Source organism: Acinetobacter sp. TY1, assembly GCF_048551395.1.
Classification (GTDB): domain Bacteria; phylum Pseudomonadota; class Gammaproteobacteria; order Pseudomonadales; family Moraxellaceae; genus Acinetobacter.
In genome coordinates, this window is sequence record NZ_JBLYZK010000016.1 from 1 (window position 1) to 16522 (window position 16522).

Annotated in this window: 15 protein-coding genes, 3 tRNA genes and 1 other RNA gene; 10 read left to right on the forward strand and 9 right to left on the reverse strand. The window is 38.1% G+C overall.

Features of this window, described 5'->3' with window-relative positions:
- The 4 genes from ACK2M2_RS10385 to ACK2M2_RS10400 form a co-directional block, all read right to left on the reverse strand.
- Positions 1 to 75: transfer RNA gene (locus ACK2M2_RS10385), tRNA-Gln, on the reverse strand.
- 4 nt (positions 76 to 79) lie between these two features.
- Positions 80 to 919, reverse strand: coding sequence for a 4-(cytidine 5'-diphospho)-2-C-methyl-D-erythritol kinase (gene ispE / locus ACK2M2_RS10390; protein ID WP_419348139.1), 840 nt, complete (start codon positions 917 to 919; stop codon positions 80 to 82).
- A 27-nt stretch (positions 920 to 946) separates the two neighbouring features.
- Positions 947 to 1552 (reverse strand): lipoprotein insertase outer membrane protein LolB, encoded by a 606-nt coding sequence (gene lolB, locus ACK2M2_RS10395; protein ID WP_419348142.1) that lies wholly within the window; start codon positions 1550 to 1552, stop codon positions 947 to 949.
- A gap of 8 nt (positions 1553 to 1560) precedes the next feature.
- Positions 1561 to 3273, reverse strand: a complete 1713-nt coding sequence (locus ACK2M2_RS10400) for a tetratricopeptide repeat protein (protein WP_409512115.1) — start codon at positions 3271 to 3273, stop codon at positions 1561 to 1563.
- Positions 3274 to 3351: 78 nt separating this feature from the next.
- Here ACK2M2_RS10400 and hemA point away from each other — a divergent pair, with 78 nt between their 5' ends.
- Positions 3352 to 4638 (forward strand): glutamyl-tRNA reductase, encoded by a 1287-nt coding sequence (gene hemA / locus ACK2M2_RS10405; protein WP_409512067.1) that lies wholly within the window; start codon positions 3352 to 3354, stop codon positions 4636 to 4638.
- Between the two features lie 131 nt (positions 4639 to 4769).
- Here hemA and ACK2M2_RS10410 read toward each other — a convergent pair whose 3' ends face one another.
- Positions 4770 to 6689 carry a DNA primase gene (locus ACK2M2_RS10410; RefSeq protein WP_419348145.1) on the reverse strand — a complete coding sequence of 640 codons (1920 nt, stop codon included), beginning with the start codon at positions 6687 to 6689 and terminating at the stop codon, positions 4770 to 4772.
- A 158-nt stretch (positions 6690 to 6847) separates the two neighbouring features.
- On the reverse strand, positions 6848 to 7891 hold the full coding sequence (locus tag ACK2M2_RS10415; protein ID WP_409512069.1) for an outer membrane protein assembly factor BamD: 1044 nt from the start codon (positions 7889 to 7891) through the stop codon (positions 6848 to 6850).
- Positions 7892 to 7962: 71 nt separating this feature from the next.
- On the opposite strand from ACK2M2_RS10415, the gene rluD reads away from it, so the two are divergent.
- The 4 genes from rluD (at position 7963) to ACK2M2_RS10435 (ending at position 12358) form a co-directional block, all read left to right on the forward strand.
- Positions 7963 to 9012: a 23S rRNA pseudouridine(1911/1915/1917) synthase RluD gene (rluD, locus tag ACK2M2_RS10420; RefSeq protein ID WP_419348149.1), complete on the forward strand. Its 1050-nt coding sequence runs from the start codon at positions 7963 to 7965 to the stop codon at positions 9010 to 9012.
- Positions 9013 to 9121: 109 nt separating this feature from the next.
- Complete coding sequence (gene pgeF / locus ACK2M2_RS10425; RefSeq protein ID WP_409512071.1) at positions 9122 to 9862, forward strand: peptidoglycan editing factor PgeF; 741 nt, start codon at positions 9122 to 9124, stop codon at positions 9860 to 9862.
- A gap of 40 nt (positions 9863 to 9902) precedes the next feature.
- Positions 9903 to 10460 (forward strand): flavodoxin family protein, encoded by a 558-nt coding sequence (locus ACK2M2_RS10430; RefSeq protein WP_419348152.1) that lies wholly within the window; start codon positions 9903 to 9905, stop codon positions 10458 to 10460.
- Positions 10461 to 10867: 407 nt separating this feature from the next.
- Positions 10868 to 12358, forward strand: coding sequence for a hypothetical protein (locus ACK2M2_RS10435; protein WP_419348155.1), 1491 nt, complete (start codon positions 10868 to 10870; stop codon positions 12356 to 12358).
- A 67-nt stretch (positions 12359 to 12425) separates the two neighbouring features.
- Here the strand turns inward: ACK2M2_RS10435 and smpB are convergent, their stop codons facing one another.
- Entirely contained in the window at positions 12426 to 12902 is a 477-nt protein-coding gene (smpB, locus tag ACK2M2_RS10440; RefSeq protein WP_409512074.1) for an SsrA-binding protein SmpB, read from the reverse strand.
- A 139-nt stretch (positions 12903 to 13041) separates the two neighbouring features.
- Here smpB and coaD point away from each other — a divergent pair, with 139 nt between their 5' ends.
- The 4 genes from coaD to ACK2M2_RS10460 all read left to right on the forward strand — a co-directional run bounded on the left by coaD (position 13042) and on the right by ACK2M2_RS10460 (position 14349).
- Positions 13042 to 13533 carry a pantetheine-phosphate adenylyltransferase gene (coaD, locus tag ACK2M2_RS10445; RefSeq protein WP_409512075.1) on the forward strand — a complete coding sequence of 164 codons (492 nt, stop codon included), beginning with the start codon at positions 13042 to 13044 and terminating at the stop codon, positions 13531 to 13533.
- Position 13534: 1 nt separating this feature from the next.
- Positions 13535 to 13798, forward strand: coding sequence for a YfhL family 4Fe-4S dicluster ferredoxin (locus ACK2M2_RS10450; RefSeq protein ID WP_409512076.1), 264 nt, complete (start codon positions 13535 to 13537; stop codon positions 13796 to 13798).
- A gap of 26 nt (positions 13799 to 13824) precedes the next feature.
- An RNA gene (rnpB, locus tag ACK2M2_RS10455) (RNase P RNA component class A) lies at positions 13825 to 14200 on the forward strand.
- Positions 14201 to 14272: 72 nt separating this feature from the next.
- Positions 14273 to 14349: transfer RNA gene (locus ACK2M2_RS10460), tRNA-Met, on the forward strand.
- Between the two features lie 107 nt (positions 14350 to 14456).
- Here ACK2M2_RS10460 and ACK2M2_RS10465 read toward each other — a convergent pair.
- Complete coding sequence (locus tag ACK2M2_RS10465; protein ID WP_419348159.1) at positions 14457 to 14861, reverse strand: hypothetical protein; 405 nt, start codon at positions 14859 to 14861, stop codon at positions 14457 to 14459.
- A gap of 161 nt (positions 14862 to 15022) precedes the next feature.
- Here ACK2M2_RS10465 and ACK2M2_RS10470 point away from each other — a divergent pair.
- A tRNA-Met gene (locus tag ACK2M2_RS10470) sits at positions 15023 to 15099 on the forward strand.
- Between the two features lie 360 nt (positions 15100 to 15459).
- Here ACK2M2_RS10470 and ACK2M2_RS10475 read toward each other — a convergent pair.
- Positions 15460 to 16518 carry a hypothetical protein gene (locus ACK2M2_RS10475; protein WP_419348162.1) on the reverse strand — a complete coding sequence of 353 codons (1059 nt, stop codon included), beginning with the start codon at positions 16516 to 16518 and terminating at the stop codon, positions 15460 to 15462.
- Between the last annotated feature and the right edge of the window lie 4 nt (positions 16519 to 16522).

Here is a 16522-nt window from a genome sequence, read left to right on the forward strand (position 1 = left end):
TGGCAGGGGCGGCTGGATTCGAACCAACGGATGCCGAGATCAAAACCCGGTGCCTTACCACTTGGCGACGCCCCTATCATTACACTTTAAATTGAATTAGTGGAGATTCATTCAAACTATTGACCAAATAGGCTTTATAGGGAGAATGATTTAACACTTCACTTACATTCATTTTTTCAGTGACTTCAACAAAAACACAAGCACCTGTACCTGTAAGCTTTGCTGTACCGAACTGATCTAAGTACCGCATCGCTACATCAACTTCTGGATATAAACTTCGTGCCACTGGCTCAAAGTTGTTTCCAAAACTGGATGGCTTAAGCTGATAGGCGCAAAATTTAGTAGGCTTTGTATCTCTTGTCAATGTTTTTTGTGAAAATAGCTGTTGGGTGCTGATAAAACACTCAGGTTTGATGATTATGTATTGTTTTTGATCTAAGTCTATGAATGATAAGTGTTCACCAATGCCTTCTGCCCATGCATTGCGTCCATGAACAAATACAGGTACATCCGCACCGAGTTGCAGACCTAAAGCAGCCAATTGATCAATACTTAATCCACATTGCCAAAGTTGATTGACGACTATGAGGGTTGTTGCTGCATCAGATGAGCCACCACCAAGTCCTGCACCCATTGGAATATTTTTTTCGAGGCGAATATTTAATCCTGTTTGTGCTTTAGCAAAGGGTTTAAGTATTTCGACTGCTTTGTAAATTAAATTTTGCTGTAACTCAACGCTGTTTAATCCATCAATGTGAATGGCATCATTTTCACTTGAATATTCTGTTTGTTCAAATTCAAGCCAATCGAACAAATCAATAAGCTGAAAAATAGTTTGTAGCTCGTGATAACCATCTGCACGACGACTGGTAATGTGCAAAAAAAGATTCAGCTTGGCAGGGGCAGGGACTCTGATCATGGATGATATATTCGATATAAAGGTGAATTAACGATTTTGTATTACCATTGTAATACGGTTTTCTTTACCACCTTCAAGTTGCTGTTTCAAAATTAACTTGTTGGGTAATGTGGCTTGATCGGCATAACTCAACATAACATTCCAGCCATCTTCTTGAATTTGGTTGATACGTTGAAAGTCATCTTTGTTGATCTGTGCATCAGTCGTCGCAGGGCGTGCTTGTACCCAACTCACAATATGCCTAATTGGGGCAATCCAGCCTGTTGCTCGTTCAAGTAGTTCTTCTGGACTATCCGCAGTAATTTCGCCTGTTTTAGAACTGTTTAAGGTCACCTGATTGGCATCACCTTCAATAATGGTTTTCCCAATACCTAAAATTCCAGTGAGTTGTATTTCGAATTTTTCTGCATGTTGCGTCCATGTGAAAAATGCACTGCCTGATTGTTGTGGGGTTTTAACGCCGATTTTACCTTGAAGATCAAAATTATTCTGAATGACTTCAGATGTACCAGACTCTGTGCCGAGTGGAGGTGTTACAGGTTGAATCGGTGCTTTAGTCACAGTTTGACAACCACTGAGGGCTAAGCCTGAAACAGTGGTTAAAATAAAAAGGGTATGGCGCAATGATGGCATGAATGAAATTAACTCTTTTTGCTGTGTGGGACTAACAATAACGAATCAAGTTGTTGTAATTGAGGATCGTCAGGTTGATTTTGTTTTATTTTTTGTAAAACAGATTCAAACTCATCTAGTGCACCTTGCATATACAACGCTTTGGCATAGCGTACGCCAATGGCATTGCTACCGCTGATTTGCCATGCTTTAGCGAGGACTTGAGCTGATGTATCAAAATCATTTTGTAAAAATGCAATATAACCTAAGGTATCTAAAATAGAGGCTTGATCGGGTGCAAATTCAAGTGCTTGTTCTGCATACTGTCTAGCCTCATCTAAGCGTTTGTTTTGTAGGGCAAGTGTGTAGGCGTAAGCGTTGAGATATGTGGGGCTGTTCGGCTCTAAAATGAGTAGTTGATGTAAAGAACGATCAAGTTGTTCACTTTGAGTAAAGGGATCTAATAGTAAGACTTCTGAATATAAAATTTCAGGATCATCGGGTAGGTTTTTAACAGCCTCAGTCAAAAGTCGCAATGCTGCTTTTTTATTGTTCATGCGTTTTAAAATTTCAGCTTGTGCCTGATAAAGAAAGCTCGCATGTTGCGGATAATTGACTCGTTCCTGTGTGAGAAAACGTAGAACATCATTAAGTTTATTTTGTTGTTCATAAATCGAGATCAAGTTACGCCGAGAAACGGTATATAAATTTCCATCGACCAAACGATAATAGGCTTTTGCTGTTTCTAGATGCTCTTTACGCTCAGCATTGACTGCTAAATAGTAATAGGCTTCATTTTGATAACGTGCCGAATAACGCAGTTCAACCAAATATTGTTCAGCGAGATCGTATTTTTTCAAATCAATCGCAGTTAAACCTGCAATGAACAGAGCTTCCTCTGCATCAGGCCATGTTTTGATTATTTTTTCAAGTTTTTCGAGTGCTGACTCAGCTTGATTGGTCTTAATTAAATAGCGAACTTCAGCAAGGCGTACTTCTAAATTATACTTATGCTTTTTACTACTTGTTTCGTACCATTTGAGCGTAGCTTTATCATCGCCTAAAGCCATAAGTAAATTGGCTTTCATTAGGATAAAGCCTGTTACTTTAGGACGTTTTCGGAGGGCTTTATTGACGGTTTTTAATGCGAGTTCAATCTCATTGTTCTGTGCTTCAAGACCCGCAATTAAAATTAAAACAGAAGGATTTTCTCGCTCTTTACTGGTGCGTAAAGTGTCAAGTAGGTTTTGACGATCTTCTTCAGACTCAGGTGAAATACCTTCTAGAATTTTTTCTAAGTCAGCATTGGCATCGAGGGTTAAAATACTATCGAGTGTCTCGGCAGCAAGTTCATATTCGTGTGATTTTAGCGCAATATGTGCCAAATAAAATTTGGCAGGAACGTCTTCTGGTTCTTGAACAACCCAGTGAGTGGCAATATCGAGTGCAGATTGTAAGTCATTTTGTTCAATGGCAATATTTAAAGCACGTTGTTTAACTGAAGTTGAATTACTACGAATTGCCAAGACGGTATAGTTGTGCAATGCTGTTGCAGTATCATGGTAAGCCAATGAAAATTCAGCAATCATGCTTTGTTTAATGGCATCTGTATTTGAACGAGCATGAGAAAACTGTTCGGATGCTCGGATATGAGCACTCGAAGCCATGCTACCGACAAGTAAGAATGTGGTAGAATACTGTCTAATTGTCGTGCCGGTACTTCGGCTATTCATTTGACGCAATTTTTGTTTATCCAAGTAATGCTTTTTATGACACCTTTATTGCACAATAGCATAATTTTAGTGAATTGATGATCTGATATGTCTTTCTTTGCATTGGGCGTCAATCATCAAACTGCTTCAGTTGAGCTTCGAGAGCAGATCGCTTTTAATCCTGAGAGACTAAAAACGTTGCTTGCGGAGCAGAGTCAGTGCGCCCATTTAAATGATATGGTCGTGGTTTCTACCTGTAACCGCACAGAAGTCTATGCCATGGCAGATAATGCCGATATGGTATTAGATTGGCTCGCCCAAACCAATGGTGTTGATGTCAAACAACTTGCCAATCATGTTTACCGCTATGAAAACACCGAAGCTGTTTCACACTTAATGCGTGTTGCAAGTGGACTCGATTCACTGATGCTGGGTGAGCCACAAATTCTTGGGCAAGTAAAAACAGCATTATCACTTGCCAAAGATGTTGATACTGTTTCGCAAGATTTAAATAAAATTTTTGAATATGCTTTTTATGCTGCCAAACGAGTGCGCTCAGAAACAGCAGTAGGAAGTCATGCAGTTTCGATGGGTTATGCGGTTGCACAGTTAGCATTACAAGTCTTTAGTAAACCTGAAAAATTGACAGTGATGGTCGTCGCTGCAGGGGAAATGAATAGTCTTGTTGCTAAACATTTAGCAGAAATGGGTGTGGCTAAAATTTTGATTTGTAACCGTGGGCAGGAACGTGCTGAAGCATTGGCACAAGAAATTTCTCATCGTGTTTCAGTAGAAATTATTCCATTTGATGAACTTGCAAACAATTTACACCGTGCAGATGTGATTTGTAGTTGTACCGGAAGTTTGCATCAGGTGATTGCTTTTACAGATGTCAAAGTGGCTTTAAAGAAACGTCGTTATCAGCAAATGCTTATGGTCGATTTAGCTGTACCTCGTGATATTGACCCCAAAGTAGATAGCCTAGATGGTGTTTATTTATATGGTGTAGATGATTTGCAATCGGTGATTGATGACAATCTCGCACAGCGTAGACAAGCAGCTGTAGAAGCTGAAATAATGGTGAATCAGTTAGTGACACAATTGGTGACACAACAAAAAATTCATCAGGCAGGTGGCGTGATTAGTCACTATCGTGAGCACGGAGAACAACAGGCACAGGAAGAGTTGGCTTTTGCTTTGGAACATTTAAAAGCAGGTGAGTCAGCAGAAAAAGTGCTTGAAGACTTTGCACATCGTTTGACACAAAAACTTTTACATCCAACGTCTATGTTGTTACGTAATGCGGCGCAAGATGAAGATCCATCGCATTTGGAATGGTTGCAAGAACATCTGAGTGAAATTTTTGATCATCAGCGTAAACCAAAATCGCATTAAATCTTTGATTGACCTATAAAAATAAGTACAAAGAATATGCAATATAATAAAAAGCTTAATCATAATAAATTTATGACTAAGCTTTTTATTATGACTCGTCTTTTTATCAAGTCAATAAGATGATCTATAATTTAGCTTAATGTCAGTTTTAGCCCGATCCGTTTGGTGAGGTTATTGAGTTGTTGACGTAAATTACGCTTTTCAATCAGTGTAGTTGATGCCTTTATTTTTAAACGTAGATATTTTTCTTGTAAAGCAAGAGAGTATTCAGAAGCTAAATTATCTGCGATTTCGGGTGCATCAATGAGTGTTTCAATGTTGGTACGTTGGATAATCGCTGCAAGTTCATGCTGATACGCACTACACGCACCTAAAATGTAGTAGGTTGCGAGTTCTTGGTCATTGGGTAAGTGATCAAAGATAGTGTCAAAAATAGCTAAAATATGCGACAGTAGCTCATCTGTTGGTAGTAATGCACGTAGCACTTCAAAATGAATGTATAAAAATGGATGATGCATTAATGTAGCGATTGCAAAGTCTTCATCACGCATACTGATGTTGAATGACAGCGATGCATCAACGCTAGCGGGTGGTTGCCATTTTTTGTTAAAACCAAGTTTTTCTCTAAAAAACTGACGTAATAAATAACGATATGAACCCTGTTTAGGAAGGAGCTCAACCAGTGGGTTGAGCTCAGCCATTACCTGACTTTTACCTTCAGGCGTGGTGATGTCATAATTTTGACTGAGCAAAGCAAACATAAAGTCTGATAATAGTGGTGAGCCTTGCCAAAGTTTATGAAAGGTTTCGATGCCTTCTTTACGAATTAGAGAGTCAGGATCATGCTCTTTAGGTACAACAAAGAACTTTAATTCACGACCATCATTGAGTAATGGCAGTGCAATTTCAAGTGTTCGCCGTGCGGCTTTTTGTCCTGCAGCATCACCATCAAAGGCAATTGTAATTTGATTATTTTGCTTAAATAATGTGGTTAAATGCTCAGCATTACTTGCTGTACCGAGTGTTGCCACTGCACCATAAATGCCATATTGCTGTAGCGCAATAACATCCATATAGCCTTCAACCATCAACCATTGATTGGCTTTTTGCTTACGACCTTCAAATAGCCCGTATAACAACTGATTTTTATGAAAAACTTCAGAGTCAGGTGAGTTGATATATTTGGGTTTTATTTCATCATTCAGCGCACGACCACCAAAGCCAACGACACGACCTTTGACATCACGAATGGGGAAAATGACCCGTTCACGAAGTAAATCAAACTCTCGACCATTGTCACTCGTACGAATTAAGCCAACCAGTTTAAGCCCTTCAATATCTTGAGGAAAGGCTTTTTCAAGATGTTGCCAATCTTCAGGGGCATAGCCTAAGCGCCAATATTGAATGGTTTCAGAACTGAGCCCACGCTTTTTAAAATATTGCTGTGCAATTTTGCTCTGTGGTAATTGTTTCTCGTAAAATTGAGCGACATTTTCAAGTAAATCGTAAAGATTTCCTTCCTGTTGTATTTGTAGCTCAGCATTGAAATCATGCTCATACATGCCATCATAATCAGGCGTGTTTTGAAAAGCCTCAAAAGGATCGATCTCAAAAAAAGATGTTGATGATATATCTACAGGTTGGTTTTGCGGTACGGTTTTTTGAGCACTGCTATTTTGTGTGTTGTTATTTGCTGTAATCTGTGTCTTTGGTTTCGGTGCTTCACGTTTATACGATAGCTTTTTATTATCGACATTGTCTTTTGGCAGTTCAATACCAGTTTGGCTCGATAAATCTTTCATCACATCAATAAAGTTGCGATGATCAATATCCATCAAAAAGCGAATGGCATTACCGTTGGCTTGACAACCAAAACAATGAAAATACTGTTTGTCTTGATAGACATGAAACGATGGCGATTTTTCCTGATGAAAAGGGCAGCAACCTGAGTAGGTACGTCCTGTTTTTTTCAATTTCACACGCTGACCAATAAGATCGACAATATCTGTACGATCAAGAATTTGGTCAATAGTGTGCTGAGGAATTGCCATAAATATAAAGCCGAATGAACAAAGTTAAACTGGGATGGTCAGTTTAACAGAAAAAGAGTTCAGCCCATAAAACAAAAAAGACAGGTATATTGCCTGTCTTTTTTTGGTACTTATTTTGAACAACGATGTTTTAAATCACCATTGAATGCATCGAATGTTTAATTCTGCGGTCGTTGTTTGTCATATAGACTTTCACCCGCAGGTGCATAATCACTTGGTGCTGTACTTTGATCAGGACGATCAAGTAAACCAAAACTCATACGATTTAAAAAACTTGGATCTGTGCTTTGAGTACTCGGTGCTTTTGTACCACTATTCACTACAGTTTCTGCTGTATTTACGTTTTCAGCTTTTTGACCCAAAATACCAAGCGTTGCTTTATTCCACCAACTGCCTTCATTACGTGCAGCACGTAAATTCACTTCGCCATTAGATTTAACTAAGCGGGGATAGTTGAGTTTGAGTGTTTCAATATATTGTTGAGCTGTTGCTTTATCGCCTAATTTTTCATAGCCATAAGCCATTGTTGCCAAAGCTTCTGGTATTTGTGGAGATTGTGGATAATGTTCAATCACCCACTGAGCGCGCTCAATTGCAGCCAAATATGCTTTACGTTTTATGTTAAAACGTGCGGTATTCATTTCACTTTCAGCAAGTTCCTGACCAATGAATTTCATCCGTTGCGCAGCATCTACAGCATACTGACTGCTTGGATAACGGCGAATAAAATCGACAAAGTTTTGATAAGCGACTTTCATATAGCTGACATCACGGTGCGATTGTTGCAATGATGTATAACGTAACAAGCTATCGTAGTTCATTTCCATATTTGCCACACCACGAATGTAATACGCATAGTCAGCATTTGGGTGTTGTGGATTTAAACGAATGAAACGATCTGCAAGGGCAATTACGCCTTCATAATCTTTTTGCTTAAATTTTGTATATAAAAGTTCAAGCTGTGCTTGCTGTGCATAATTCCCCGTTGGGTAATATGTATCAATGGCTTCTAATGATTTTACAGCATCGCCATATTGCCCTTTACTGAGGGATTTCATCGCACTATCGTAATAAATTTTTTCACTAGATTGTGGCCCAGTGTCAACGATCTCTTTCTTTGGATTACTGCTACAGCCGACTAAAGCCATTGCTAAACCCAAAGATACAGCGAGCATCGTAACTTTATAACGTGGTAGCGACATAAAAATTCCTCTGTTTATACGGGCAATAGGCTACAATTGCGCTATTAAACCACTTTTGTCCGAATGAGCAAATGACTTCAGCACAATCTTCTAATTCTAACTTTTCAGAAAATGACTTCTTACTCGAAGATTCTGAGGATGCAGATAATCATAATTCCGCTTCAACTGCAACACGTTTATCGTTGCAATTTCAACTGGATGAAAGCTATCTAGGGCAACGTATTGACCAAGTGGCAGCACTAGTTTGGAATGACTTTTCTCGTGAAAAACTCAAGCAATGGATGAAAGACGGCCATTTGTTGGTAAATGGTAACATCGTTAAGCCAAAATATAAGTGCGAAGGCACTGAAATGTTAACGCTTGAAGTTGAACTTGAGGTACAAACTGCAGCGCAGCCTGAAAATATTCCATTGAATATTATCTATGAAGATGACGATATTATGGTCATCAACAAGCCTGTTGGTATGGTTGTACATCCAGGGGCGGGTAATCCGAATGGTACACTTGTCAATGCCTTGCTCTATCACTACCCAAAAGCTGCCGAATTGACGCGCGCAGGTTTGGTACATCGTATCGATAAAGACACAAGTGGTCTTTTGGTTGTGGCTAAAAATCTCGAATCTCAGTTTTCACTTAGCAAACAATTGGCTAGAAAAACGGTTTACCGTATTTATGATTTAATTTGCTATGGCAACATTATTGCGGGTGGCACCATTGATGAGCCGATTAAACGCCATCCTGTAGACCGCATTAAAATGGCGATTCTACCGGGTGGACGTGATGCGGTAACGCATTTTAATGTCAAAGAGCGTTTTCAAAACTTTACTCGTGTGCAGGCGCAACTTGAAACGGGACGTACCCATCAAATTCGTGTGCATTTTAGTTATTTAGGTTTCCCATTGGTGGGTGATCCTGTGTATATGAGCCGTGTAAAAGTGCCCGCAGGCGCATCTGAAACCTTAACGGATGCATTGCGTGGCTTTAAACGTCAGGCATTACATGCAACTAAACTGGGCTTAGTTCATCCTAAAACTAAAGAGGAAATGATGTTTGAAGCGCCTTGGGCTGAAGACTTCACTGAATTTTTGGAAATTTTACGTACTGAAAATAAAGCCTATTGATACATAGTTTGAATGTAGGTTTGGAATGCCATTCAATGAAAATGGCATTTTGAAAAGGACATGGATAACATCAATTGGGATGCATCCATCACATCATCAGGAGATTGATATGCAATTTGTTCAAGGGTTGCCGAAAGGGGTCTATGTAGGGCAAACACAGATTCAACATGCCAAAGCATTAGAAACAGAACAGCCTGAACTCGCAGGATTTAATCTTGCATTGCATGTCAATGACTTGCCTGAACGTGTACAGCAACATCGGATGATTTTACTCGATGATTTTGCTGAATACGGTGTGAATAAAATCACTTGGATGACTCAAACACACAGTACTATTTGTCATACAATTAATAATGAAATATGTTTTGAAGCCTTAATTGGCGATGGTTTGGTGACACAGTCTGCGCAACATGCCTTAATGATGATGACAGCCGATTGTTTACCTATAGTTTTAGGCAATGCTGATGGTACAGAAATTGCCAATTTACATGCAGGTTGGCGTGGTTTAGCAGGTGGTATTATTGAAAACACCATTACTGAAATGAAGAGCCAGCCGACTTGGGCATGGATGGGAGCGGCGATTAGTCAACCATGTTTTGAAATTGGTGCAGAAGTAAAAACGGCTTTTTGTCATAAATATCCTGAACTTGAAACTGCGTTTAAAGCAGGTGAACAGGATGGAAAGTTCTATGCAGATCTTTATGCAATTGCTCGTTATATTTTAAATTTACAGGGTATTACAATGGTATTGGGTGGCGATCAGTGCTCTTATGGGCAAGATCAAGACTTTTACTCATATCGCCGTGATGCCAAGACAGGACGTATGGCAACATTCGTCTTTATGCAATAATTAATGTTAAACTGAACTAAATTTGTTTATTTTTATTGATATGTCCTTATCTTTCCGTTCAGTTGCAATCGTTTATCACAGTCCCTATGGTCATACTGAAAAAGTTGCACAATATATTGCACAAGGTGTAACTCAGTCAGGAATGACTGTGCATTTAATGCAAATTGATGCGGTTGATTGGGACGCTTTAGATCAATCAGATGCGATTGTTCTCGGCTGTCCAACGTATATGGGGAGTCTGACCTCAAATTTAAAACAATTTATGGAACAGTCTTCAAAGCGTTGGTTGGCACGCTCATGGCAAGGTAAACTTGGAGCAGCGTTTACCAATGGAGGTGGATTAAGTGGTGATAAACTAGCAGTTTTACAGCAAATTAATCTTTTTGCCATGCAACATGGTATGTTATGGACAGGCTTACCCATGATGCCAACAGGGCGTAGTGGGGCAGATTTAAATCGTATGTCGAGTTTTCTAGGCTTGATGACTCAATCGGACAATGCATCTGCTGAAGTAACACCACCATCGGGTGATTTAGAAACAGCAAGGTATTTTGGTGAGTATATTGCTCAAGTCTTAAATAGAATAACCCCATTATGAATAATCTTACATGAGATCAATGAAATAAGTGGTTAATCATTATTGTATGATTCAAAATATCAATATATGCAAAGCGAGGATTATCCTCGTTTTTTTGTTCTTATTTGGTTGTCAGATAAGTGGTATGTCATAAAATGCTAATAAGAAAAATTAAACAATAGATTGTTAAAATTTTAATTTAATTGAAATTTTATTAAATAAATAATTTTTAAACATGTGTGTTTAAGGATAAAGTGTGATTGGATTATCAATTATGTGTTTTATTGCCAATGCTGATGTTATATTGTTGCTTGATAATTATTCAATAAAACTAAAATTAAGCTATAAAAATAAAATGGAGTGTTATTTTAATGGTTAGACATACAACATTTAAACGTTCATTTTGCGCTTTTCTCGTATTGGGAGGGATGCAAAATACTTTCGCTGATGCAAAACAATTAACTGAATTATCTGATAAAGAAATGTCACAAGTAGAGGGGCAAGCTTTAATGAGTCTGTCTTATCTTGCACCGACTGATGCTAAGAACCCAATGAAAAATATTACGGGTAATAATATTGGGTTTTATAAATTGGGGGTGGAGGCTGAACTTGAGCTCAATGCCAATATTAAAAATCTACAATTGGGTTGTGGTGGTGTAAATGGTGCAGGTGCTTGTGATATTGATATTAAAAATCTAGCCTTGAGTGGTTTGCCTAGTTCTTATGACGGCAATGGCGTACCTGTATATGACAACGGACGTGCAGCAACGAGTGGGAAAATTACCAATCCATTTATGGAGTTTGCAATTAGCAACCCAACGTCATCTTCAACTCGTGAAATTAAAGGTCTACGCTTTAGTGCAGAGAAAATTAACGCCTTACTTTCTGCAGGATTAGAAAATAATTCAGTTGCATCTACAACAGACGGAATTCAACGATTAAGTGGATTTATGCAAATTGCGGGGACGACGGGTACAGCTTATACACAACAAACTACATTTGGTCTAACTCAGACTCAGCAATTGGGTGGTGTAGCAAGATTATGTGTAGGGTTAATCGGGGGGTGTGGATTAGCCGATACCGATATTAATTTTAGCAGTAAGCCAACATCTACAGCTTCAACAGGGATTACAGTTCCTTCGGTTTCAACAGATTTCACGATTAATCCATTCACGATTAATGGCACACGCCAGACAAAAGCAATGGTGAATGACATTAGAACAGTATTGAGTAAAATTCCAATTGCAGCTGATAGTGCAGGGCAATACTCATCGAGCTTATTTACAAATGATGTTTTGGAAGTTGATTTGAATTGTAATAACGTGAGTGGTCGAGGTTGTGGTCTTATTACAGCATTGAAAGATACCGCCAAATTTAAAATGGGCAAAGATTCAGCGATTACAAATTTAAATTTAAGTATCGACTTTGAACAATCTTTAAGTATGTTTCACAATATTCCATTAACAGGTACAGGCGGATATTTATCTTTACAATCTATTGCATTATTGTGGCCAGGAGCAACTGTGAGTACGGCAGATGCTGGTAAGACCAGTCTAAGTCAAATGAGTGGTAATACTGATGTGGCACAAAAAGGGTGGTGGATGTCTTTTGCAGATCCAGTACAACTTGGTAAGTTGAATGTTACACAACCGATTATTCTTGATGATGCAATTTTAGCTCAGGTTGCTCAACGCGTTACACAAACTTTAACACCTGATTATGTCAATAAGCCTAAAGCCAATGCCAGATATTTAACTGATGTAATAAGTTTATTGGCAGATAACCCACTAACATCAACAATTCAAGCTGACTTAAATTCCTCTACTTTAGTCAATCCTGTCTATTTTAAGTTACAAAATCAACAATTGGGTAACCAAAAAGTAGTATCGAACTGTTATGGCAGTTTAAAGTTTTGCTAAATTGATTATCTAAAAACAAAAAAACTCCGAATTTTGGAGGTTTTTTGTTTGAAAGAGTGATTTAAAATTACTTGTGAAATAAACGGGCTTTATCACGTTGCCAGTCACGGTCTTTTTCAGTTGCTCGTTTATCATGCAATTGCTTACCTTTTACCAAAGCAATTTCAAGTTTCGCCAAACGACCCTTCCAATAACATGCAAGTGGAACGCAGGTATAACCTTTTTGGTTAATTGCGCCCATGAGCTTTTCAATTTCACGGCGAGAAAGAAGCAGTTTACGTGTACGTGTCGCTTCAGGTACGACATGTGAAGAAGCCGTTAACAATGGTTGAATTTGAGCACCAAAAAGATACGCTTCATTGTTTTTAAAAGTAATATAACTTTCAGTGATGGTCATGCGTCCAGCACGTAACGATTTGACTTCCCAACCTTGTAGTGAAAGTCCTGCTTCAAATTTTTCTTCAACGAAATAATCGTGGCGTGCACGTTTATTCTGTGCAATTGTGCCACCATTATTTTTTTTAACGACAATATTTTTCGACATAATACAAAAATTCCAGGAATGTCTTATTGTGCCTCAAACTTGCTCCGAGGTGAAGTCATTTCAATTGTCGTAGATAGTTCGCTAAGTGCATAGTTTTTGATAAACTATAAGTATACATAACAAAGCAGAGTACAAATGGATGTCTAAAACTCGTGTCATCTATCCAGGAACATTTGATCCAATTACCAATGGTCATGTTGATTTAGTTGCCCGTGCAGCAAGAATGTTTGATGAAGTTGTTGTGGCGATTGCCATTGGACATCATAAAAATCCTGTGTTCAGTTTAGAAGAGCGGGTTAATTTGGCAAAAATATCACTTAAACATTTGCCTAATGTTGAGTTTGTTGGCTTTGATGGTCTGTTGGTTAATTTTGCTCGTGAACAAAATGCTACAGCTGTGTTACGTGGTTTGAGAGCGGTTTCTGATTTTGAATATGAATTTCAGCTTGCAAATATGAACCGTCAATTAGACCATCATTTTGAAACGGTGTTTTTAACACCATCTGAACAATTTTCTTTTATTTCTTCAACGATGGTACGTGAAATTGCTCGTTTAAAGGGTGATGTAAATAAGTTTGTACCACCCTGTGTTGTAGAAGCTTTTGCACGTAAACATCAACAAGGCTGGTGAAGTGTCTTTAATCATTACCGATGAATGTATCAATTGCGATGTCTGCGAACCTGTGTGCCCAAATGAAGCGATTTTTATGGGCGCAGAGATTTATGAAATCCATCCAAATTTGTGTACTGAATGTGTAGGTCATTTTGATCAACCGCAATGTGCATTATTTTGTCCTGTCGACTGTATTCCGAACGATCCTGATCATGTGGAAAGCCAAGATGAGTTAATGGATAAATATAAAAAGTTAATTGCTCAAAAAAGCACAAGCAATTAAGTGAAAAATTTGGTAGCATACGCCCCGAAGTGAGCCAGACGATCGCTGCTGTGTAGATCTCCGTGATTGAAACAGGGGAGGAAAGTCCGGGCTTCGTAGGGCAGGGTGCCAGGTAACGCCTGGGCGGTGTAAACCGACGGCAAGTGCAGCAGAGAGTAGACCGCCTTCGTATCGTTTCTTTTCGGAGAAATGGAAGGTAAGGGTGAAAGGGTGCGGTAAGAGCGCACCGCGTGTCTGGTAACAGTTCACGGCAAGGTAAACCCCACCAGAAGCAAGACCAAATAGGAATCCTGAGGCACGGCCCGTGCTGGATTCGGGTAGGTCGCTTGAGCGTATGAGTGATTGTACGCCTAGAGGAATGATCGTTCTCGACAGAACCCGGCTTATCGGCTCACTTCGTCAAATTTTGATCAATTAGACGCAGAAGTACTTGACGTTAATGCAAGGAAAATACATAATGCGCGCACAGTTTACGGCTATGTAGCTCAGTTGGTTAGAGCACCGCACTCATAATGCGGGGGTCACAAGTTCAAGTCTCGTCATAGCCACCATTTTTATAGACCACGTTTCATAACGTGGTCTCTTTTTGTCTGAAATTTGAGTTACTTAAAATTATTAATGAAAATTATGATTCATTTTAAAATATATTTTAAAAAAATTATTCACATTGAAGCATTGAACTATCAAGTTTGATCTTCGGAAATTCTTGCTCATATTTTTTTAAGATTCTTTCTTTTTCTTGTTCATCAAAAATTTGATTTTGTAATTGATCTATTTGTTTAGCACTGAGATGTAGATGAGCACAATGTAGTGCAATTGAATTTTCTTTACTAATACTCAATTTTTGGTCATCTGGAATCGTATCAATACGAACTAATTTTTGCTGAGCTTTACTGAGTTGAGCCATACTACGTTTTTGCTGCATACTCAGGAGTTGGTGATTGTTAATCCATTTTGCCACATCCATACGTACACCATTGTAATCGACAAAAATGGGGCTAATGAGCTGACAAGCACCAAGCATTGGAATAAACATGGCAATAAGTAAATATTGAATACGCATAAGATTATCTCGTTGGATTATTTTACTATTGTGCATCGTCTTTAGAGTAAATATGTATTAATTTTAAACATTTGATTATTGGTTGTTTAAACTATGATCATTGTATTTAAACAGGACTTGACGCATGGAGCAGAAATTCAGATAATGCGCCCACAGTTTACGGCTATGTAGCTCAGTTGGTTAGAGCACCGCACTCATAATGCGGGGGTCACAAGTTCAAGTCTCGTCATAGCCACCATTTTTATAGACCATGCTCACTGCATGGTCTTTTTTTTGCATTATTTTTAATTTTAAAATTAAATATATTGTTTAATATTGGTCGGATAGACTCAATTTACTTAGCAGTTCGTTTGGTCAGCGAGTAAAGTTTTTAATTGAATCCGTTCGCATTGTTCAGTGCTTAAACAAACATAACTATCAATGACGGTTCGTCATCGTATTCTTCCAAAGTATCCATAATTGCAAGATATAGGTGGGTTTTTCTTAATAAATTTGCCTGTTTTTATATATCTTGTATATGTTATTGGGCATTGATCATTAAATTCATGATTCAAATTTTTAAAATAGGTTATTGTTAAAAAAATAAAAACTTTAAATACTATTCAATAGATTTGTTTGAAGACAAATAGTTTTCAATGAATTGTTGCGTCGCTTGATTGTGATAGAAAGGTGCAATCAGTGATTGAATAATGTCATCGAGAAGGTTATGTGTATCGAGAGCACCCAAGCAATACGGTATAAAGCGATCTGCTTCTATAAAAAGGTCATTTTCATTTAACCCAACAGAATGTAATAACGCTTGTAGGCTGTATTCGCCAAAATACTCATAAAATGCTGCAACAACATTCAAAATGAGGGCTTGCATGAAATCAGTTTGGCGTAGCTCTTTCCATGTTTCATAAACTAAAATAAAGAACTCTTCAAAGTCGATAGACTCAACTTGAGAAAGCATTTCTTTGAGCGAGTGTTGTTTCACTTCATCCCAAATATAGGTTGCAATATCTGCTAAATCTTCAGACGGTAATAAAATGATTTGGCTGACTTGTTTGCGAATAGCAGTTGCAAGTTGTTGTTCGAGCTTTAGTTCAATATTTTGTTGTTGATCCTGAATAAAGCTTAGTACTTTGCTTCCAATATTGCTTTGTTTGCTATTGTATTGGCGCAGTTGATTGAGCCAAGGAGTATTACTTTCTAGAATTTGATTGGCAAGCTGTAAGCTGACATGTTGAATTTGGGGGTTATGTTGTAAATTGTCTTGAATATAATCTTTGAGTTGCTCTAATTCTAAAATTTTAAATAACCATAATTCAAAACTTTCATCGGACAATAAGTCATGCAAAATAGTATGACTGTTGACTGAAAATTTATGAGTCTTTTGAGCGACAAAACCAATAAACTCAAGAATGTCAGCACCTAAATTGAGTTTAAAAGCATACTTTTCAACTACAGCATTGAGTTGTTCAAGCTGAATAATATCTTTAAGTAAAATTTGATCTGCATGGCGATAAGATTGAGAAATAAAATTTCGAATATATGTTTTATTTTCAGGCTGTAAGAGTTGTTGTTTGATGAAACGAACTTGCTCAAGCAAAAGTGCTTGAGCAAGATTCTGTGCTAGGTTCTGAGTAAAACCTGTAGGAGAAGGGGAGTTACTCATTACC